Annotated in this window: 20 protein-coding genes and 3 pseudogenes; 18 read left to right on the plus strand and 5 right to left on the minus strand. The window is 30.1% G+C overall.

Annotated features, from left to right (window positions below):
• The first annotated feature begins 51 nt into the window (after positions 1 to 51).
• The 12 genes and pseudogenes from Fi14EGH31_RS00410 to Fi14EGH31_RS00465 all read left to right on the plus strand — a co-directional run bounded on the left by Fi14EGH31_RS00410 (position 52) and on the right by Fi14EGH31_RS00465 (position 10,948).
• A complete protein-coding gene (locus Fi14EGH31_RS00410) occupies positions 52 to 921 on the plus strand; it encodes an aldo/keto reductase (RefSeq protein WP_200765022.1) in 870 nt (289 codons plus the stop codon).
• Positions 922 to 1,014: 93 nt separating this feature from the next.
• Positions 1,015 to 2,500 (plus strand): annotated as a pseudogene (locus Fi14EGH31_RS00415) (family 1 glycosylhydrolase).
• A gap of 77 nt (positions 2,501 to 2,577) precedes the next feature.
• Positions 2,578 to 3,144: a YybS family protein gene (locus Fi14EGH31_RS00420; RefSeq protein WP_107029642.1), complete on the plus strand. Its 567-nt coding sequence runs from the start codon at positions 2,578 to 2,580 to the stop codon at positions 3,142 to 3,144.
• A gap of 44 nt (positions 3,145 to 3,188) precedes the next feature.
• The gene (locus Fi14EGH31_RS00425) at positions 3,189 to 5,144 is read left to right on the plus strand and encodes a GGDEF domain-containing protein (protein ID WP_200765023.1); all 1,956 of its coding nucleotides are present in this window, start codon (positions 3,189 to 3,191) and stop codon (positions 5,142 to 5,144) included.
• Positions 5,145 to 5,149: 5 nt separating this feature from the next.
• Entirely contained in the window at positions 5,150 to 5,596 is a 447-nt protein-coding gene (gene rplI, locus Fi14EGH31_RS00430; protein ID WP_118749123.1) for a 50S ribosomal protein L9, read from the plus strand.
• Positions 5,597 to 5,607: 11 nt separating this feature from the next.
• Positions 5,608 to 6,981, plus strand: a complete 1,374-nt coding sequence (gene dnaB, locus Fi14EGH31_RS00435; RefSeq protein WP_022001325.1) for a replicative DNA helicase — start codon at positions 5,608 to 5,610, stop codon at positions 6,979 to 6,981.
• An 11-nt stretch (positions 6,982 to 6,992) separates the two neighbouring features.
• On the plus strand, positions 6,993 to 7,607 hold the full coding sequence (locus Fi14EGH31_RS00440) for a thymidine kinase (protein ID WP_107029643.1): 615 nt from the start codon (positions 6,993 to 6,995) through the stop codon (positions 7,605 to 7,607).
• Positions 7,608 to 7,779: 172 nt separating this feature from the next.
• Complete coding sequence (locus Fi14EGH31_RS00445; RefSeq protein WP_117347686.1) at positions 7,780 to 8,088, plus strand: PadR family transcriptional regulator; 309 nt, start codon at positions 7,780 to 7,782, stop codon at positions 8,086 to 8,088.
• A 4-nt stretch (positions 8,089 to 8,092) separates the two neighbouring features.
• Positions 8,093 to 8,788 (plus strand): DUF2812 domain-containing protein, encoded by a 696-nt coding sequence (locus tag Fi14EGH31_RS00450; protein WP_200765024.1) that lies wholly within the window; start codon positions 8,093 to 8,095, stop codon positions 8,786 to 8,788.
• A gap of 101 nt (positions 8,789 to 8,889) precedes the next feature.
• Positions 8,890 to 9,246: a hypothetical protein gene (locus Fi14EGH31_RS00455; protein ID WP_200765025.1), complete on the plus strand. Its 357-nt coding sequence runs from the start codon at positions 8,890 to 8,892 to the stop codon at positions 9,244 to 9,246.
• A 17-nt stretch (positions 9,247 to 9,263) separates the two neighbouring features.
• Positions 9,264 to 10,439, plus strand: a complete 1,176-nt coding sequence (locus Fi14EGH31_RS00460) for a DUF2812 domain-containing protein (protein WP_022001261.1) — start codon at positions 9,264 to 9,266, stop codon at positions 10,437 to 10,439.
• Positions 10,440 to 10,444: 5 nt separating this feature from the next.
• Positions 10,445 to 10,948: a hypothetical protein gene (locus Fi14EGH31_RS00465; protein WP_107029647.1), complete on the plus strand. Its 504-nt coding sequence runs from the start codon at positions 10,445 to 10,447 to the stop codon at positions 10,946 to 10,948.
• A 107-nt stretch (positions 10,949 to 11,055) separates the two neighbouring features.
• Here Fi14EGH31_RS00465 and tnpC read toward each other — a convergent pair.
• The 4 genes and pseudogenes from tnpC to tnpA all read right to left on the minus strand — a co-directional run.
• A pseudogene (gene tnpC / locus Fi14EGH31_RS00470) lies at positions 11,056 to 12,018 on the minus strand (IS66 family transposase); the annotation flags it as partial.
• 15 nt (positions 12,019 to 12,033) lie between these two features.
• Entirely contained in the window at positions 12,034 to 12,621 is a 588-nt protein-coding gene (locus Fi14EGH31_RS00480; protein WP_158560220.1) for an IS66 family transposase, read from the minus strand.
• Positions 12,622 to 12,664: 43 nt separating this feature from the next.
• Positions 12,665 to 13,024, minus strand: coding sequence for an IS66 family insertion sequence element accessory protein TnpB (gene tnpB / locus Fi14EGH31_RS00485; RefSeq protein WP_117826274.1), 360 nt, complete (start codon positions 13,022 to 13,024; stop codon positions 12,665 to 12,667).
• Entirely contained in the window at positions 12,964 to 13,284 is a 321-nt protein-coding gene (gene tnpA, locus Fi14EGH31_RS00490) for an IS66 family insertion sequence element accessory protein TnpA (protein WP_147322940.1), read from the minus strand. Before tnpA ends, tnpB begins: the two co-directional genes overlap by 61 nt.
• A gap of 86 nt (positions 13,285 to 13,370) precedes the next feature.
• Here tnpA and Fi14EGH31_RS00495 point away from each other — a divergent pair.
• Positions 13,371 to 13,592 (plus strand): annotated as a pseudogene (locus tag Fi14EGH31_RS00495) (transposase); the annotation flags it as partial.
• A 310-nt stretch (positions 13,593 to 13,902) separates the two neighbouring features.
• Here Fi14EGH31_RS00495 and Fi14EGH31_RS00500 read toward each other — a convergent pair.
• Complete coding sequence (locus Fi14EGH31_RS00500; RefSeq protein WP_117782891.1) at positions 13,903 to 15,135, minus strand: RNA polymerase factor sigma-54; 1,233 nt, start codon at positions 15,133 to 15,135, stop codon at positions 13,903 to 13,905.
• 124 nt (positions 15,136 to 15,259) lie between these two features.
• Between Fi14EGH31_RS00500 and Fi14EGH31_RS00505 the strand changes: the two genes are divergently transcribed.
• From Fi14EGH31_RS00505 to Fi14EGH31_RS00525, 5 genes are all read left to right on the plus strand, one after another.
• On the plus strand, positions 15,260 to 17,947 hold the full coding sequence (locus Fi14EGH31_RS00505) for a sigma 54-interacting transcriptional regulator (RefSeq protein ID WP_227352286.1): 2,688 nt from the start codon (positions 15,260 to 15,262) through the stop codon (positions 17,945 to 17,947).
• Positions 17,948 to 18,274: 327 nt separating this feature from the next.
• Positions 18,275 to 18,688, plus strand: a complete 414-nt coding sequence (locus Fi14EGH31_RS00510; RefSeq protein ID WP_117347682.1) for a PTS sugar transporter subunit IIA — start codon at positions 18,275 to 18,277, stop codon at positions 18,686 to 18,688.
• Positions 18,689 to 18,703: 15 nt separating this feature from the next.
• Positions 18,704 to 19,171, plus strand: a complete 468-nt coding sequence (locus Fi14EGH31_RS00515) for a PTS sugar transporter subunit IIB (RefSeq protein ID WP_117347681.1) — start codon at positions 18,704 to 18,706, stop codon at positions 19,169 to 19,171.
• A gap of 10 nt (positions 19,172 to 19,181) precedes the next feature.
• Positions 19,182 to 19,958, plus strand: coding sequence for a PTS mannose/fructose/sorbose/N-acetylgalactosamine transporter subunit IIC (locus Fi14EGH31_RS00520; RefSeq protein WP_117347680.1), 777 nt, complete (start codon positions 19,182 to 19,184; stop codon positions 19,956 to 19,958).
• Positions 19,939 to 20,763 carry a PTS system mannose/fructose/sorbose family transporter subunit IID gene (locus Fi14EGH31_RS00525; RefSeq protein ID WP_199588564.1) on the plus strand — a complete coding sequence of 275 codons (825 nt, stop codon included), beginning with the start codon at positions 19,939 to 19,941 and terminating at the stop codon, positions 20,761 to 20,763. The genes Fi14EGH31_RS00520 and Fi14EGH31_RS00525 overlap by 20 nt, the downstream gene beginning before the upstream one ends.
• The last annotated feature ends 18 nt before the right edge of the window (positions 20,764 to 20,781 follow it).

The following is a 20,781-nucleotide window of genomic DNA, read 5'->3' on the forward strand; positions in this document are numbered from 1 at the left end:
TACATTTAGACTTCTTTATTTCAAAATATAAGTAAGAAAAGAGGTCATATTATGGAATATCAAACATTAAATAACGGATTAAAAATTCCTACAATTGGATTTGGTGTCTTTAGAGTACCAGATAAAAAAGAATGTGGAGAATCAGTATATCAAGCAATTAAAGCAGGATATCGTTTAATTGATACGGCTGCCTCTTATACCAATGAAGATGCGGTTGGTGCAGGCGTTAAAAGAGCAATTGCTGAAGGAATTTGCACAAGAGAAGATTTATTTATTACTTCTAAAATGTGGGTTCAAGATATGCAAAATTATGAAATGGCTAAACAAGCAATTGATGCTTCTATTGAAAAAAGTGGTTTAGGTTATTTAGATTTATATTTGTTACATCAAGCGATGGGAGATTATTTTAGTGCCTGGAGGGCCATGGAAGATGCGTATAAAGAAGGTAAGTTAAAAGCAATTGGTGTTTCAAACTTTTATGCACATATTCTTGTTAACTTTGTCCATACAGTAGAAATTAAACCAATGGTCAATCAAGTAGAACTTCATCCATATTACACACAAGAAAAAGCTCTAGAAACAATGAAATATTATAATGTTGTTCCTGAAGCATGGGCACCACTAGGTGGAGGAAGATATAATCCATTTGAAGATGAAATGTTAAAAAGAATTGCAGCTAAATATAATAAATCAGTAGGACAAGTAATACTTAGATGGGATATCCAAAGAGGAGTCATTGTTATACCAAAATCAACACATGTAGAAAGAATTAAAGAAAATATAGATATTTTTGATTTTGAATTAAATGAAGAAGAAATGAAACAAATCTCATCATTAGATATGGGATATTCGGGATCAAGGGCTAAACATTTTGATGTTGAATTTGTGGAAATGTGTTTGGCTAAAAAAATACATGATTAATTAAAAGTGTGATTATTTTCATTAAATGAAATAATCATGCTTTTTTTATATAAGGTGTTAAGATGGTTTTAGAGAAAAGCGGAGGATATTAAAATGGTAAAAAAATTTCCAGAAGGATTTTTATGGGGTGGCGCTGTTGCTGCTAACCAATATGAAGGTGGATGGAATGAAGGAGGAAAAGGAGTTTCTGTTTCCGATTGTGCTCGCCATCATTTAGATGTAGATGTTCAAGATTATGCTAAACAAAATGAAATTTCTACAAAATGAAATTTCTACAAAAGAAATTTTAGAAGCTATGAAAAGTGATGATACAAGTCTTTATCCAAAAAGACATGGTTCAGATGGGTATCATCATTATAAAGAAGATATTAAATTATTTGCTGAAATGGGATTTAAAGTATTTAGACTTTCTATTGCTTGGTCACGTATTTTCCCAAATGGAGATGACAAAGAACCAAATGAAGAAGGTTTAAAATTCTATGATGATATTTTTGATGAATGTCACAAATATGGTATCGAACCACTTGTTACAATGTCACATTATGAACCACCAATCAACTTAGTATTAAATTATAATGGTTGGTATGATCGAGAAGTTATTGATATGTTTGTTAAATATGTAGATGTTATTACTGATCGTTATAAAGATAAAGTCAAATATTGGCTAACTTTTAATGAAGTTGATTCAATGATTAGACATCCTTATACAACGGGAGGACTTGTAAGAGATCGTTTTGAAGGTAAAAACTTTCCAGAAGTTATTTTCCAAGCAATGCATCATCAATTTGTCGCAAGTGCTCTTGCAACAAAAATTGCGCATGAAAAAAATCCAGACTGTAAAGTAGGATGTATGCTTACAAAATTAACTTATTATCCATATACTTGTAAACCAGAAGATGTTTTACAAGCACAACAAGATATGAGAAGTACGTATTGTTATAGCGATACTCAAGTCTTTGGAGAATATCCTGCTTATTTATTAACTAAATTTAAAAATGAAGGTTTAAATATTAAAATGGAAGAACATGATTTAGAAATCATGAAAAAATATCCAGTTGATTTTGTTTCATTTAGTTATTATTCATCAAGCTGTGTTGCTAAAGATGATGCTGGATTAAAGAAAACAGCTGCTAATACTAATATTGCGATTAAAAACCCTTATATTCCAAGTTCTGATTGGGGATGGCAAATTGATCCAATCGGTTTAAGAGTTTCTTTGGTAGATTTATATGATCGTTATAGAAAACCATTGTTTATTGTAGAAAATGGTTTAGGAGCTAAAGATGAACTTGTTGATGGTAAAGTAGATGATCAATATCGTATCGATTATTTTGATGCTCACTTTAGAGAAATGTATAATGCAATCTATGAAGATGGTGTTGATTTAATGGGTTATACATCTTGGGGATGTATTGATTTAGTATCTGAAAGTACAAAACAAATGTCTAAACGTTATGGATTTATTTATGTAGATGCAGATGATTTAGGTAATGGTACTTATAAAAGATATAAGAAGAAATCATTTGATTGGTATAAACATGTTATTGAAACAAATGGAGCTTGTTTATTTGAAGACTAGAGATTCTAAGGAATCTCTTTTTTCTTTATATAAGTGACAGATAAGCGATAAAGTTGTATGATAATCACGGTGATGAAATGAATAGAGAAAAGACAAAACAAATTGTAACAGGAGCATTTATGGCAGCTCTTTTTGGAGTGTTATCAGTTGTAAATGTTTATACAGGGACGATGTTTGATATTATTTTTATTTATCTAATGACAGTTGCCTTAGCTTATTATACGTTTAAGTTTAATGAAAAGATGGCTGTTCTTGTCTTGTTTACAAGTACGTTTATTTTATTTTTAACAGGTGAACTATTTTTTACTTTGTATTCTTTTTTTACTTTACCATTAGGTATTTTATATATTTATTGTATAAAAAAGAAGATTGATGGTAAATGGATTTTAAGAGTTTATAGTATGTTGAAGAATTATATTGTTTTATTTTTATTAAATTCTTTATTAGGTTTAAATACTTTTACAGATGCAAAAGATATTTATTATAGTATTGTAGGTCTTTTTCCTTTTTTAGAAAGTGATTTTTTAAAGAATGGAATGTTTATTATTTTATGGATCGTTTTATCATTTTCAGAAGTTTATATTATTAAAGTTTACACGAATCTATTTATCCTTCGAATGAATAAAAATAAGATGATGAAATAAATGAATTCATGTATAATATAAGGTAATAAAGAGGAGGGTATTTCATGATTAAGAAGCTTATGCAACTTAGAAATACAATAGTTGCTTTATTAGGTATAGAATTTGTATTAGTTTTATTAACTTATATGTTTTTACAAAATCGTGTTACTTTAGCTTTAATGATTTATATTTTAATAAAAAATGTTGTTTGTATCATTGTTCTCTATTATCTCCATAATATGTTTAGTGAAACAACTTATAGTGTTAAAGAAGCATTAAATAATGAATCAAAGAATGCTTTGATTTTTGGTGGAATAGGGCTTATTAAATATGATGAAAATAGAAATGTTGTTTGGGTCAGTGATTTATTACATGAACTTGGTATTCGTATCGTAGGGAAGAAATTACTTGAATGGCAACCTTTACTCGCAATACTTTTTGAAGATGAAGATGTTAGAACAATAGATATTAATTCTAGAAAATATGAAGTTTATAATTCTAGAAATAATCGTTTATTATTTTTAAAAGATGTAACAGATTTAACAACGATTGAAAAGGAATATAATGATCAACAATTATGTGTTGCCTATTTAACAATTGATAATTATGATGATTCTATTGAATATGCAGATGAACAAAAATCAGTCATGATTGAAACAACTTCAAGACAAATGATTTTTGATTGGGCCAAAGATAATGGAATTATCTTAAAAAGATATAAAGAAGATGGTTATTTAGCTGTTTTTAATGAAAGGATTTATCGTAAACAAGTAGAAGTTCGTTTTTGTATTTTAGATGAATTTAAACAAAAGATGGAATCAATTGGTGCCGTGATGTCTTTATCAATGGGAATAGGAAGAGGATCTAAAGTTTTACGTGAATTAGATGAACTTGCTTTTAGTGCTATTTCTTTATCGTATTCACGTGGTGGAGATCAAGTGGCAGTAAAAACATTAGATGAAGAAATTCGATATTTTGGTGGAAATAGTGAAAATAGTGAAAAAGCGAACCGTGTTAGAGCACGTGTTATTTCACAAACACTAGCAAGTATAGTAAAACAAAGCCAAAATGTCCTTATTATGGGACATAAACAATCTGATTTAGATTCTTTTGGAGCAAGTTTAGCGGTTGCTAAATTTGTTAAAGCATTTGAAAAAGATGCTTATGTGATTGTTGATGAAAATTCTTTGGAAGAAAAAACAGGAAATATTGCACGTCGTTTAATGGGAGAAGATTTATATAAAGGAAAAATTATTTCTCCTGCAAAAGCCATTGATTTAATTGATGAAGATACATTACTTATTTGTGTTGATAATCATAAGCCAGCATTGGCTATTAGTGAAGAACTTTTGGATAAGGCTGAAAAGATAGTCGTGATTGATCATCATCGTCGAGGGGAAGACTTTGTTGATTCACCAATTTTAACTTATTTGGAACCAGCTGCTTCTTCAACTGTAGAATTAGTGGTTGAATTATTTGAGTATCAAAGAGTTGAAATTGAAGTTTTACCAACAGAAGCAACTGTTATGTATGCGGGAATGTTGGTGGATACAAACTATTTTAGAAATCATGTTGGATCACGTACTTTTCAAATTGCTTCAAAGCTTAAAGAAAAACAAGCGAATGTTTCTAGAGCTTATGAGTTCTTGCAAGATGATTACAAAACGACACAAGAAAAAATGTCTATTTCAGCTAATGCATATCGTTTTGGAAATGATATACTAATAGCATATGGAAATGAAGAAGAAATTTATACAAGACCTCTACTAGCGAAAGTTGGTAATGAGTTATTAAATATTGCTGAAATTAAAGCAGTATTTGTTGCAGGACGCGTAGATAAGGATAAGATTGCTATTTCTGCTCGTTCTAAGGCAGAGGTTAATGTACAATTGATTATGGAAAAACTTGGAGGTGGTGGTCATTTTTCAATGGCTGCTTGTCAGGTTGAAGAAAAAACTGTTAAGGAAACGATCGATAAGTTAGAAGAAGCTATTGATCAATATTTGGATGAAAGAGGGTAAAAAAGATGAAAGTAGTTTTATTAGAAGATGTTAGAAAAGTAGGTAAAAAAGGGGATGTTGTCAATGTATCTGATGGATATGGACAAAACTTCTTAATTAAAAATAAATTAGCTGTTAAGGAAACAGCAGGTGCTAAAAAGATTTTAGAACAACAAAAAGAAGAAGCAAGATTACAAGATATTGAAAACAAGAAAAATGCGGAAGAACTAAAAGAAAAAATTGAAGGTATTACATTAGAATTTGTTTTAAAATCTGGTAAAGATGGTAAAACATTTGGAAGTGTTTCAACAAAACATATCGTTGAACAATTAAGAGAAAAATATGATATTAGAGTCGATAAAAGAAAATTTATCAATGCACATCCAATTGGAGCATTAGGATATTCAAACTTAAAAGTTGAACTATACAAAGGAGTTATCGCTACTATTAGAGTTCACTTATCTGAAAAATAGGAGGGAGATTTATGCCAAGAGTTTTCCCACATGATTTAGAGGCAGAACGTTCTTTACTGGGATCTATGCTTATATCAAAAGAAGCTTGCCAAGATATTTTGAATAAGTGTGAAGATAGAGATTTTTATGAAGAATCACATAAAGTATTATTCAATGCAATGAGTGAACTTTCGAGACAAAATATACCTGTTGATGTTACAACGATTACTTCTTATCTATTAGATCATAGCCAATTAGATAAAGTAGGTGGAGTAGAATACTTAAGACAATTAAGTGATTCAGTTCCAACTTTAGCTCATAGTGAATATTATTTAAAGATTATTCATAATAAATCGATTTTAAGAAAAATCATCAATGAAACAACAAAAATAGCTGAAAATGCTTTTGGAGATATTGAAGATATTGATGGTTTTATTGATGAAAGTGAAAAAACAATGTTGGCCATTACGAGAGATCGTAATGCCGGAGAGTTTGTTGATGTAAAAAAAGTTATTAGAGAAGTAACGGATCGTTTAAATAAATTACAAAGTATTGATGGTAATATTTCAGGTATTCGTACAAATTTTAGAGATTTGGATAAAATAACATCAGGACTTCAAAAAGGAGACTTGATTATTTTAGCGGCACGTCCAGCAATGGGGAAAACAGCTTTTGCCTTAAATATTGCTCATAATGTTGCTTTTAAATCAGAAGACCCAGTAGCTATTTTTTCTTTAGAAATGCCTGCGAGTCAATTAGTACAAAGAATTATTTGTTCCATGGGTGGAATTGAAGGTTCTACCATGAGAACAGGTGAAATCTTGAAAACAAATGCAAATAAATACTATGCGGCAGCTGAAAGAGTCAGTAAATGTAATTTATACATAGATGATACGCCAGGAGTTAAAATCAATGAAATTGTCGCTAAATGTCGAAAATTAAAACAAGAACATGGTTTAAAATTAATTGTTATCGATTATCTTCAATTAATTACTGGAAGTTCCAATAATCGAGAATCAAGACAACAAGAAGTCTCAGATATTTCAAGACAATTAAAAATGTTGGCCAGAGAATTAGATGTTCCTGTTATTGCTTTATCACAGTTATCACGTTCAGTTGAACAAAGACCAAATAAACGTCCAATGATGTCTGACTTGCGTGAATCAGGAGCCATCGAACAAGATGCTGATATCGTTACCTTTATTTATCGAGAAGGATATTATAAAGCTAGTGAAGGTAAAGAAGAGGAAGATAATGGTTTAACAGAAATTATTATCGCTAAGCACAGAAATGGAGCAACAGGTGAAGTTAACCTTGCTTTTGAAAAGAATTTTAGTAGATTTACAGACTTAGCACCTATTGGTCCTGATGGAAGTAGTGCGGGTGTAAGAGATGTAAGAGGTTAGGAGAAGAAAGAATGTATCACCAATATCGAGAAGGATATATAGAAGTTATATGTGGATGTATGTTTGCTGGTAAAACAGAAGAACTTATTCGTAGAATTAATGTTTTATCTTATGCTAAACAAAAAATATTAGTATTTAAACCAAAAATAGATGATCGTTATTCAGAAATAGAAATTGCTTCACATTCAGGTAGAAAAGTACCATGTTATGCAATTGATGATCCTGAGGAAATCTTAGATAAAGTAACAGATGATGTTCAAGTTGTTGCTATTGATGAAGTGCAATTCTTTGATGAAAAAATTGTTGATGTATGTGAATATCTTGCTGATAAAGGCGTTCGTGTCATGGTTGCAGGTTTAGATAAAGACTTTAGAGGTGAAGCATTTGGTGTAATGCCTGAACTTCTTACAAAAGGAGAATTTGTGACAAAGCTTACAGCTGTTTGTGCAAAATGCGGCTCACCGGCTACACGTACACAAAGACTTGTAGATGGTAAGCCAGCATCTTTCGATGATCCTGTTGTTTTAGTAGGTGCAGTGGATCATTATGAACCAAGATGCAGACATTGTCATGAAGTTGTCAACAAACCTATAAAAATAAAAAGAAAAGCTAAAAGTTCACAATAAATTAACATAGATTCATTATTATAAGGGTGTAAAAGAAAACCTCCCCTTAATATAAACAAAGAAAAGGCACATGTTGAGATAACATGTGTTCTTTTTTTATTGCTATATATCGTTTAACGATATATAATAAAAGTGAAGAAAGTATCGTTAAACGATATAGGAGATGATATAGATGCCAAAAAGAGAAATGGAAGTACTGACTCCACAAATGTATTATGTCTTACTTGTTTTACATCAACCGATGCATGGTTATGAAATTATGAATAAGATTACTGAAATTACGCATGGAGAAGTTACTGTAGGAGCAGGTTCTTTATATACTTTATTACCAAAGTTTGAAAAAGAATGTTATATCAAATTAGTGAAAGTAGAAAATAATAAAAAAATCTATCAAATTACAAATCTAGGAAAAAAGAAATTACAAAAAGAAAAGGAAAGGATGCTTAAACAAATTTCATTATTAGATCAAATAGGAGGATAAAGATATGAAATACAAAGATGTCTTAAGAAATAGTTTGTATTTAGATGAAGAGTTACAAGATTATTTTAATGAAATGTCTAAAAAAGGATGGCGTTTAGATTTTGTTGGTTATTATTATCGATTTATAAAAGATGAACATGTTTATAAGTATCAAATAGATTACACTCCTATATCTAGTGAATATCAAGATATTTTAAAGGAAATGGGGTATCACGAAGTAAGAAATTCATTTGATGATTTTAGAGTTTTAGAAAATGAAAATGTTGATGCACCTGATTTAAATACAGAATTTGTTTTTGATAAAAATAATAAAATGAAACAATTTAAAAAGATTCGCTATTTTATTTATCCAATTTTAGCTTATTTCTTATTTTGGTTAGGTAAGATTTTTATAAAAGATATTGTAGAGATAGGTAAACCTGTTCTTTATTATGAAGGATTTGGTTCATTGTTGATGGGTATTGTTTTTATTGTTTTATCATTTGTACTCTTATTTGTGACAATTTTAAATTTTTCTATTTTATATGCATTAAAAAATGATAAAGATTTAAAAAGCGTAAAGAAACTAAACAGTATTAAAGACCATTTAAGTATTCTATTTTATATTTTGTTATTAATAAGTGGTGTTTTTTACTTATTGAAATCATTTATAACATTAGATTTAAAAGTCATTGTTTATCTTTACTTACATGTATTATAGGAGTAGTTTTATCACGTATTATTAAAAATAATAAATATAACAGTGCCATTGCTGCTTTTGTAGCTATTGCTATTTGTGGACTTATTTTTCCTCAGGTACAAATGGATGATTCATTATTTGAAAGTAGCACTGTTAAAACAAAAATTACAAATTATGAAAAAGATATAAAAGATACAACATGCACCTATCCACAATTAGATGTCTTGATTAAAAAAGATAAGTATAAAGATGAAATCTTTAAATACATCATTATCAAAACAGAACATGATACAAGAGATAATCAAAATTTTGAAAAAGCAGTAAATACAAAATCTAATGTTTCATGGGACAGTAATAAAACACAATATGTTCATTATGAAAAAGCTATTCAATCCTTTAATAAAAAAGGAAATACATATGACAATGGAACATATGTAATCAAAGTATTAAAAAATAGAATTATTACAAGATACAAATAATAAGGGAGGATAAGACAATGAAACACAAATATGTTTTAAGAAATAGTTTGTATTTAGATGAAGAGTTACAAGAATATTTTAATAAGATGTCTAAAAAAGGTTGGCGTTTAGATTTTATAGGCTATTATTATCGTTTTAGTCATGATGAACATGTTTATAAGTATCAAATAGATTACACTCCATCCTCTAGTGAATATAATGAAGTTTTGAAGGAAATGGGATATCATGATGTAGAAAATGCATTGCCTGATTTTAGAGTGTTAGAAAATAGAAATGTAGATGCGCCAGATTTAAATACAGAATTTGTATTTGATAAAAATAATAAGATCAAACAATTTAAAAAGATGAGATACTTTGTATATCCAATATTAGCTTGTTTCTTATTTTGGATTGGGAAATTATTTTTAACTGATTTCTTTGAAATTGGTTTTCCAATTGTTTATTATGAAGGATTTACTAAATACCTTATATTGTTAATGGTCTTTATTTTAGCTATAGGTATTTTATTATCGTCAATTTTAAATTTTTCAATTTTATATGCTTTAAAACATGATAAGGATTTGAAGATATTAAAGAAATTAAATGGAATTAAAGATTATTTGATTTTTATCATTTCTATTATTTATTTAATAGATATTATTTTAACTTCTTTATTAAGTGCTAATGTTTTTTACATGACTTTTATTCCTATTATAATTATTGGAATATTGCAAAAGTTAAGTCCAAAATTCAATACAAAACAAATGAGATACTTTTTTATAGCAATGCTTACTTTATGTTTGTTTATAAATACGAATCAAAATAACCAACAATATGAAACATATGAAAAAATAGATGATCTTTATGAAAGTGAAGCGGTTAAAACTAAAACTACAAACTGTATAAAAAAAGTAAAAAATCAAGAAATTATTTATTATGAAAGAAATATCACTATTAAAAATGATATTTATAAAAATGGAGTATTTAAATTTATTATTATACTTACTGATTATGAAACAAGAGAAAATAATGCTTATATTCAATTTTTAAATGATGATTATACTTATCAATTTGATACAAATAAAATTCATTACAAAAACTATGACCAAGCAATAAAATCATTTAAGAAAAAAGGAAATACTTATACAAATAAAGACTATCAAATTGTAGTAACAAAAAATAAAATTATTACAACATATAGAGGATCTAGGTGATTAAAGTGAAAAAGATTATTATATTACTATTAGTTGTATTACTTACTGGATGTGGTTTAAAGAAAATAGAAATGAATCATTATGAAATAGATCATATATCATATATGTTTCCATTAAAATATAAACAAAGTAGTGACTCGAATGAATATTATCATTGTTATCAATTAGATAAAAATAATAGAATTACATTAAAAGCCATAGATGTTGAAACTATATCTACAAGAAAAGAAGCTTATACATTTTTAAAAGATGAAATATACCAAAATTATAATACAGAAGAAAACATCAAAAAGAGAAGTTATCAATCAGATAATACGGATAAACCAGGATATAGATATGAATTTAAAAACAAAAATAATAAAAAAGCTGGTGGACTTGTTTATGGAACGTTTGTAGATAAAAATAAAGTCATTATTTTTAGCTATGAATATAAAGCAGGTAGAGATGAAGAACATGAATCGGAATATGAATATTTGATGAGTGACACAGAATATGGATACTATGATTAAGGCGGTAAGCGTCAATTTATAATCATAGAATAAAAAAACAAACAGTAAGCCTTCATAATGAAGAAAATGTCCTGTTTGTTTTATTGTTGCACAAAAAGAACATATTTCTATGCCTTTTTGTTTTTGTATAGATTTTTTGGTAATTCTTCTGACCATGGCATGATTTTTTCAAGTAAATCTGCTGTCAGCTTATTTCCTGTCATTCTTGTTAGTATGTATTCTATATACTCATATGGTTTTAGACCATTTATTTTTGCACTTTCAATTATGCTGTACGCCGCTCCACTTGCTTTGGCTCCATTGATGCTGTTTGAAAACAGAAAATTTTTTCTGCCAATGACAAAGCTCTTACAACATCTTTCTGCTGAATTATTGCTTATTTCAACTCGCCCATCTTCTATATAATATCTTAAATATTTTTCATTATTGATGGCATATGTCATTGCCGTATCCAAATGTGATTTCTTTGGTGTATGTGGCGCAACTGTTTTCACTATTTCATAGAATTCTTCAAGTACTGGAAGTGATTTTGTTTTTCTTTCTCTGGTTATACGATCATAATCCTTTTTGTATTTTTTATCGTATACCTTCTCAAGATAAAACAGTTTATTGATCAACTGATACATTTTATATGTTTGGGTTTCTTTTATTACTGTCCCTTTTGGCGCAACATCCATTACTTCTACCAGTTTTCTTCTAATATGAGCAAAACATCCCATGTTTTTTATATCTTTTATATTTGCATAGGCCTGGTAGCCATCACTTTGAATTACTCCATTAAAGCCTTCAAGATAATCGCTGGCTCTATCATATTTTCTGTCGTTTTCAAACTGATAGAGCACCATCTTCTTTTCTTCGCTTCTTCCTGTTTTATACACCCACATCTAACAGTCCTGTTTTCCTTCACTCTTTTTGAGTTCTAATACTTCCAGCTTTGTTTCATCTGCATTGATATATTCACATTTTAAAAGCTGATCATGCATGTACTCAACAAATTCTTGAAAGTAAAGATCATAGAGTTTCATGATCCAGTTGGACATTGTCTGCCCCGATAATGTAATCCCTATGCGTTCAAGTGCCTTTTCCTATCTGTATAATGGCAAAGAAAGATTGTATTTTTTATCAAGTATCGATGCGAGCAATGATGGTGAAGCAAAACTTTTAGGTATGACTGCTTTAGGCATATCACCTTTGTACATTGGTGTTGTTTCAATTTCTTCATCATACTCCCCGCTGTAAACATATTGAATATGTTTTATGACTTCATAATATTCTTTATGATGGACAAGTTCTTTTCTTTCATTCGTTCCAATCAGTCTTAATGGCTTCCCTGTTTGAGGATCTGTTTTATCTTCCAAATCATGTTCAACAACTGTTTCAGGAAGATCTTCAATCCCTCTTTTCTTTGATTTCTTTCTTGAATGTGATGTAACTCTTACCTGTAGTTCTGGTTCTGTTTTTAATACTGTTGATTCAGTTTCAGCTTCATTGAAAAGGTTGAGTGTCAATTGATCAGGTATTTCGATCTTTTCGCTTCTTGATCCATAAAATGTTTTTTTATAAAGAACCAGCTGTTCACGAACATAATTCAGTTCCTGTTTCAGACTTTCTATGACTGTATTTTTTGCTTCAAGTTCAGCTTCCAACTGTCTGATTCTTTCATCCTTTTTCATTGTCATCACATCCTTCAAACAGGAAAGATTATACCATAAATTATTAGATGAGAATACAGTTTGATACAGTATCCTCACTAATTTTATTTTCAAATTCCAATCCTTCAATCAGCCAGTTGAGCTGTTGGGGTGTAATCATCAAAACGCCTGATTCCTCATGCTTTTTAAACTTGAATTTTCCATTTTCAAGTCTTCTTGTAAAAAGCCAGAAGCCATTGGCTTCATAATAAAGCATCTTGATTCTATTACGTGAAGCATTGGTAAAAATAAACAAGCTATGATCCAAGACATTCATGCTGAACTGAGATGTAACAATCAAAGCAAGATCATCAATTTGTTTTCTCATGTCACAAAACTGCTTGGCAACATAAATATTTTTGATTTCATCATTATTGATAAGCATAGCAGGTTCTCCAATAAAATCTTGAAATTTTGTTTGGAACAGAAAATACGATGACGGTCAATATCAAAATCAATAACATCATTACTTTTATCAATGATGACAGGAATAAAAATATTTTCTTCATCAAGAATCAAAGCCTTTTGTTTATAGAAGCTGGAAATACAAATAGGATTGTCATTACAATAATTTTTAATTGTCAAACCACTTTGTTTCTGTGCTTCGATAACTTCCTTCCATTTTTCTTTTCCTCTAATTATCAAAAAAGATGCGCCTCCTTATTAAGTACATCCTTATTGTATTGAATTCATCAATTATTTATAATCGCTTATTTATTTGACGCTTACCTTTAGATGACTTAGTACCACAAGACCATTTGGTTAGAACACTGGAAGCTACGATAGACTGGAAATTCATCTATCCGTTAGTAAAATCACTTTATAGTGATTTTGGCAGATGTTCTATTAATCCTGTGGGACTTTTTAAAATGATTTTTATCAATTATACATTTGGTATCAATTCTATGAGAATGACCGGTGAAGAAATCAAGGTCAATATGGCTTATAGATGGACTAAGCCAAAAGAAGAATGGATAAAGGATATAAATCCTATCATCGTTGGTAAGATCAACTATTATTTGAATGTCTACAAGGTTCTCAAAGTATTCGAAGGTCACATGCATAGAAATAAGGTTGATATGGAAAAACGCATTCAAAAATTCAAAGAACTAGGTATAGCATTCTACACAAAAAAGAGATTAAAGAAAATGGACGATTCTTTATCAAGATAGTCCGTACATAAATTAAATAAATAGTAAATTGGTAAGCCGTATGCATTAATAGTGCACGTACGGTTTGATAAGGGGCTAGCCTAGTGATAGGTTAGCCTACTTTCTTAAGCACCTTACGTTTAGTAGAAGAAGGAATGTTCAATTGTTGTCTATACTTGACAATAACACGACGTGAACAATGTAATTCTAATTCCTCTAGTTTTTTGAGAATCTGATTATCTGAAAGTGGATGTTCTTTATCTTCATCATCTACTAACTCAACAATAGCCTTTTTAATAGAATCACTGCTATCTCCTGAAGCAGTTTGAGAAACAAGAAGTTTTTTAAGAGGATAAGCCTCACCATTAAAGCTATAGTACTTATTATTTAAAGTACGTGAAATAGTAGATTCATGGAATCCTGTCTCACTTGCAAGCTGTGATAAAGTACATGGATATAATTCATCATCATATAAGAAATATCCACTTTGTATATTTACTAACGCATTTGCGACAATAAGAACAGTTTGATTTCTCTTTGTCATATTCTCCATTAAGAAATGTGCCTCATTAAAATAAGCTTTCATATTCTCATCATTTTTTACTTTTTCATATAGAGTGTCATTCACCATGAGAGCAGGTTGGTTAATAGGTGTAATAGTAATATCTGAATTCTCTACTTCAATGAGTATATCAGGAGATACATAGTCATCATGAGACGTGTTATACATATTACAAGGGAATGGATTACAAGAACGTATTTCATAGAATAAATGATCTATTTCTTCTTTATTTAATCCTGTTGTTTGTTTAATAAGTGAATAATTCTGAGTTAAGATGACATCTTGATAATCTCTAAATAGTGTATAGGTTTTAGTTTTATTATTATTTTTTAACTGAATAAGAATAGAATCAATCGCATCAGAGGCACCCACACCATTAGGTTCAAATGAACGTAATATATCTAAATGTGCATCAAGAATATCTTGATCGATATGAAGGTCACTCATATATTGATCAAGAGGATAAGATAAGAATCCACTATCATCCAATGATTCAATCAGATATGTCATTACATCTTCATTATAAGGATGTGTATAGGCATATAACTGATAATAGAGATCATCTTTTAAAGAACGTTTATTAGAAATACTTTCAATAAACTGCTGATTATCATAATTCTTTGATGATTTTAATTCTAAAAAAGGATTCGTTTCTAGTATATCCTGTATTACTTTGTTGATATCATCAATGTTGTCAGTCAAGAAATCTAAGGATTTTAATAGTTTTTGATTCAATTTTAAAGTTTGTTTCAATGTTTGAATATATTGCATTTTCTGTTTCATGTCATCACCTCTCATCAATATATAGCAAAATTCGTGCCAATTAATGTTTAGATATTTACTTGAATAGTATACCGAATAACTATTGTTGCGTACAAGTTTTATTTGTTTTATGATGAATAATGAGGTGATTTCATTGGAAGAAAAAATAATGTTGTTGATTAATGGGAAAATGGATCAAAATTCATATGATGAATGTCAATCCACCCAATTATCAAAAGAATTAAAACTAGGTAGAAATCAAGTGATAAGATTATTAAATGAACTTTTTAATGAGAAAAAACTTATTAAAATTAAAGCAAGTCCTATCTTATATCTTTCAAGAGCTTCTCTTGAAAGTAAATATAAGAAGAAACTTTCATCAGATGAATACAAATCATTGGATGAATTGGAAGCTGAATTAAATAATCAGACAGAGTTACAGAACTTTGAAAAGCTTATTGGGTCTAATGAAAGTATGTATCAGATTGTTGAGAAGATTAAGGCAACAGTAGCATATCCACCAGTTGGATTACCAATGTTGTTTTATGGACCAACTGGTACTGGTAAATCATTTATGGCTAAACTTACGTATGAATATTGTGTAGATACAGGCTTAATTGATGCATCTAAGAATTTTGTACAGGTGAACTGTTCAGAGTATGCCAATAACCCAGAACTACTCACAGCAAACCTATTTGGCTATAAGAAGGGCGCATTTACAGGTGCAGATAGTGATAACTTAGGTTTATTACATTTTGCGGATGGTGGTGTATTATTCCTAGATGAAGTGCATTGTTTAAATGCGGAATGCCAAGAAAAACTATTCCTTTATATGGACCAGGGAATCTATCACTTAGTAGGTGATAATAATAAGTGGTATAAATCAAAATGTAGAATTATATTTGCAACAACAGAAATACCACAAAAAGCATTATTAAAAACATTCCTTAGACGTATTCCTGTTATTCTTACAATTCCATCTCTTGCCCAAAGAGGAGAAAATGAAAAGCTAGAACTCATGTATAACTTCTTAAAGAATGAAGAGAAGCGTATCAACAAAACAATTCTTATTTCATCTAATGTCTATGAGTTGTTACTGAATCATACATTTGTAGGTAATATTGGTGAACTGACTAATACGATTCAGGCAAGCTGTGTGAGTGCATTATATAAAAGTAATTCAGATACGTTAGAAATTCATGCTTATGATTTACCTGACAGTATTAGAAATAGTATAGATGTCTCTTCTATGATTATGAAGAAGCATAAGCTTGTGTCTCTTAATACACTTCTTCCTGTATCAGATCAGGGTATCATTAAAGATTTTTATCAATCATTAATTAATATAAAGAGAGATACTTCATTTGCGATAAATGCACAGAAGACTGTAGATAGATATTTTGAAAAATTAATCTTTAATGATAATCGTGCAGGTTCAATTGATTATCTTACTAACTATCTAGAAAAGATATTTAATAATATCACTGAACATTATGGCTTTAGGACTTCACATAATGAGTTGATAGCACTCGCTACATATATCTCAGAATTCTCTAAGAATACATATCTGACAAATAACTGGATCAATGAGAATTATGATGAAGTGAAGAACTTAAAGAAATATCTTAAACTTGAATTCCATCGTGAATATGAAATAGGACAGGATGTTTCTCATTACTTAAAGAATAATATGAATCAGGATATTGATGACTTTGTAGAATGTATTATCTGTATTTGTATGATTAAGTATTTTGCACATTCTGGTGAAGATCTCACAATTGCGGTTATTATTGCGCATGGTTATTCAACTGCTAGTTCTATTGCAGAAGCAGCCAATAGAATGTTGAATAGTTATATATTTGATGCGATTGATATGCCATTAGATGTGGATGTACAAACTATTACAAGAAAGATCAATGATTACATTGCACATGTTGGTAATATCTCAAAACTTTATTTATTAGTTGATATGGGTTCTCTTGAAGAAATATATCAGGGATTAGATACAAGTAATGCGGATATTGCCTTAGTAAACAATATTAATACTAAATGTGCGTTAGAAATAGGACAGGGAATTAAATTCAATAAAACAGTGACTGAAGTCATTGATTCTATTCTTAAGGAAAACATCTATAAAACACATGTAGAACTTAAGAAAAACAAAGAACCTATTGTAATCTGTTCTTGTGCATCAGGATTAGGTGCAGCGCATAAGATCAAAGAAATCTTATTCAATTCTTTACCTGAAGATTCTAATCTAAAGATTATTACTTATGATTATCCTGCTTTAATACGTAAACAGGTCTATGACCAGTTAATGAATGATTATGAGGTTGTATGTGTTATTGGAACACTTGATCCTAACATTGAATCTATGAAGTATATTGGTATACAGGAATTGATCATTAATGAAGGTCAGAATGCGGTAGAGATATACTTTGGAAAGTATATGAAAAAAGAACAGATGGAGATATTTGAAAAGAATATCTTACGTAATTTCACATTATCCAATGTCATGAATAACTTAACTATATTAAATCCGGATAAACTACTTGAACATGTTGCGAAAGCAATTGACCATCTACAGAATATCTTACATAAGAGATTTAAAAATAGAACATGCTTTGGATTATATGTTCATATCTGCTGTCTTGTAGAAAGATTAGTTACAAGACAGGCTATTTCAAACTTTACTGATCAAGACTTTAAAGAAAAGCATCAAGAATTTATAGATCAAGTAAATATTTCAATGAAAGAAGTTAAGACATACTACAACGTTGAGATTCCAGATGAAGAAATAGAATATATATACAACTATATTATTAATGATTAGTGTGCTATTAATTGGCACACTTTTTGCTTAGGTATAAGTGGAAGTTAGTTGTACAGATCAAGCGTAAAGATCTATAAACTGGCACAAAGCTTGCTTGAATATAAGTGGAAGTTAGTTGTGCAGATTGAACGTATTGATCTATAAATTGGCACGAAGCTTGCTTAAATATAAGTGGAAGTTAGTTGTACAGATTGAGCGTAAAGATCTATAAATTGGCACGAAGCTTGCTAGGGTATAAGTGGAAGTTAGTTGTACAGATTAAGCGAAAGAATCTATAAACTGACATGAAGCTTGAACTTATATGAAAAAGAAAGGAGTGTAGAGAATATGGCAAAAATCATACTTGCATCACATGGAGGATTATCTAAAGGGATGAAAGATTCAGTTTCTATGATTGTTGGAGATTTAGCTAAGGATATAGAAACATATAGCTTGCTTCCTGGAGAAAATCCTGAAGACTTTTATCAAGAAGTTTTGAAAGAAGCAAAAGAGTGTGAAGAACAAATCTTAATCTTGTGTGATATTAAAGGTGGAAGTGTTCACACAGCATTATCTAAACTTGCAGTATTAGATAATGTACTGGTCTTTTCAGGAATGAACATGGGACTAGTATTAGATGCAGTAATGAAAGGCTTGAACGGAAAACTTGAACTAGCAGAAGCGAACGATTTGATCGAAGCAGCTAAAGATGGAATGACTGTTATGAGTGGAATGACAAGCGAAGATGATGAAGATTTCTAATAGGAGGAGAAGAAAATGATTAAATTATTAAGAGTGGATCACAGATTGTTACATGGTCAAGTTGCTTTTTCTTGGAAAAATGCAGTTGAAGCAGATTGTATCTTAATTGCGTGTGATGCAGTTATGAAAGATGATTTAAGAAAAACATCAATCAAGATGGCAAAGCCAAGTGGTGTGAAATTAGTTATTAAAAGTATGGATGATGCAGTAAATGCAATCAATAGTGGTGTTACAGACAAATATAAATTATTGACTGTAGTTGAATCTATTAAGGATGCTGAAAGATTATGTAAAGAGTGCAACATTAAAAAATTAAATCTTGGTGGTACTAAGGCAACTGCTGAAACTCGTAATATTTCTAAAGCAATGAATATTACACAAGCAGAAGAAACAATTTTAAAAGGATTATGTGAATCAGGTGTGGATGTAACAATTCAGATGGTTCCAGAAGATAATCCAGTAAATGTAGAAAAAGTTTTATAGGAGGAGAAATATGTTACTACAAGCAATTTTACTTGGCTTGGTAGCAATGCTTGGAAATGCTGAGTATTTGTTCGGTACAAGTTTGCTGTCAAGACCATTGGTTATGGGTACTTTAACAGGTATTGTACTTGGTGATGTTCAAACAGGTGTTACTTTAGGTGCAACATTAGAATTAGCATTTATGGGAGCTTTCTCAATCGGTGCTAGTATTCCACCTGAAATGATTTCAGGAACTGTATTAGGAACAGCTTTCACAATTACAACAGGAGCTGGACCAGAAACCGCATTAACTGTAGGTTTACCAGTTGCTTCACTAGTATTAATCGCAAAGAACGTTGGAATGGTATTCATCTTACCTCCGTTTGTTCACAAAGCAGATAAATATGCAGCTGAGGGAAATATGGCTGGAGTTGCTAGAATGCACTTATTAGGTGGATTCTTCGGTGTTAACTTAATTATCGGTGTAATCGTAGCATGTGGTTACTATGCTGGTGGACCTGCTGTACAGGCTTTATTAAATGTCATTCCTAAATGGATTTCAAATGGTTTACAAATTACAATGGGCTTATTACCTGCAATTGGGTTCGGTTTATTATTAATGATGATTATGGACAAAGACGTTGCATGTTTCTTCTTCTTAGGATTCGCATTAAGCGTATACCTAAAGGTTCCAGTAACAGCGATTGCAATCTTTGGAGCTATCATTGCTATCGTATTAACTCAGTTACGTAGTAATTCGGTTCAAACAGCTATAGAAGGAGGAGTGGATGAAGATGACGACTTCTAATAAATTAACTAAAAAAGAATTAAATCAAGTATTCTGGCGTTCATTCGGTTTGGAATGGTCTTGGAATTATGAAAGACAGATGAATATGTCATACTGCTATAGTATGTTACCAGTTATCAAAAAGTTATATCCAAATAAAGAAGACCAGGTTGCAGCTATGAAGCGTCACTTGGAATTCTTCAATACAACTCCACAATTGGCAACATTAATCTTAGGTATTAGTGCTGCTATGGAAGAAAGTAACGCAAATGATCCTGAATTTGATACAGAAAGTATCAACAGTGTAAAAGTTTCATTAATGGGACCTTTAGCTGGTATTGGTGATTCATTCATCTGGGGAACATTACGTATTATCGCTACTGGAGTGGGTCTATCATTAGCAAATCAAGGAAATATCTTAGGACCTATCTTATTCTTATTAATCTTCAACCTTCCAGCTCAGGGATTACGTTATTATTTAATGAATGCTGGTTATAAATTAGGTAGTGGATTCTTGGCTAAGATCCAGGAGAATGGATTAATGGCAAAACTTACTTATGCAGCAAGTGTTTTAGGATTGATGGTCGTTGGTGGTATGACTGCTGAAAACGTATCAATCAGTTTCCCATTGAAGTTTGGTTCTGGTAATGAAGCAACTACATTAAATGATGTATTTAATAATATCATGCCTGGTTTAATGCCGTTATTATTCACATTACTAGTTTACTACTTATTGAAAAAGAAAAATGTTAAGACAACTACATTGTTGTTAATCTGTGTTGTGATCGGATTGGTCGGAGCATTCTTTGGTATCTTAGGTTGTTAATAAATTTAAAATAAATGG

The sequence above is a fragment of the Faecalibacillus intestinalis genome (assembly GCF_015097455.1).
In the GTDB taxonomy this organism is placed as follows: Bacteria; Bacillota_I; Bacilli_A; order Erysipelotrichales; family Coprobacillaceae; genus Faecalibacillus; species Faecalibacillus intestinalis.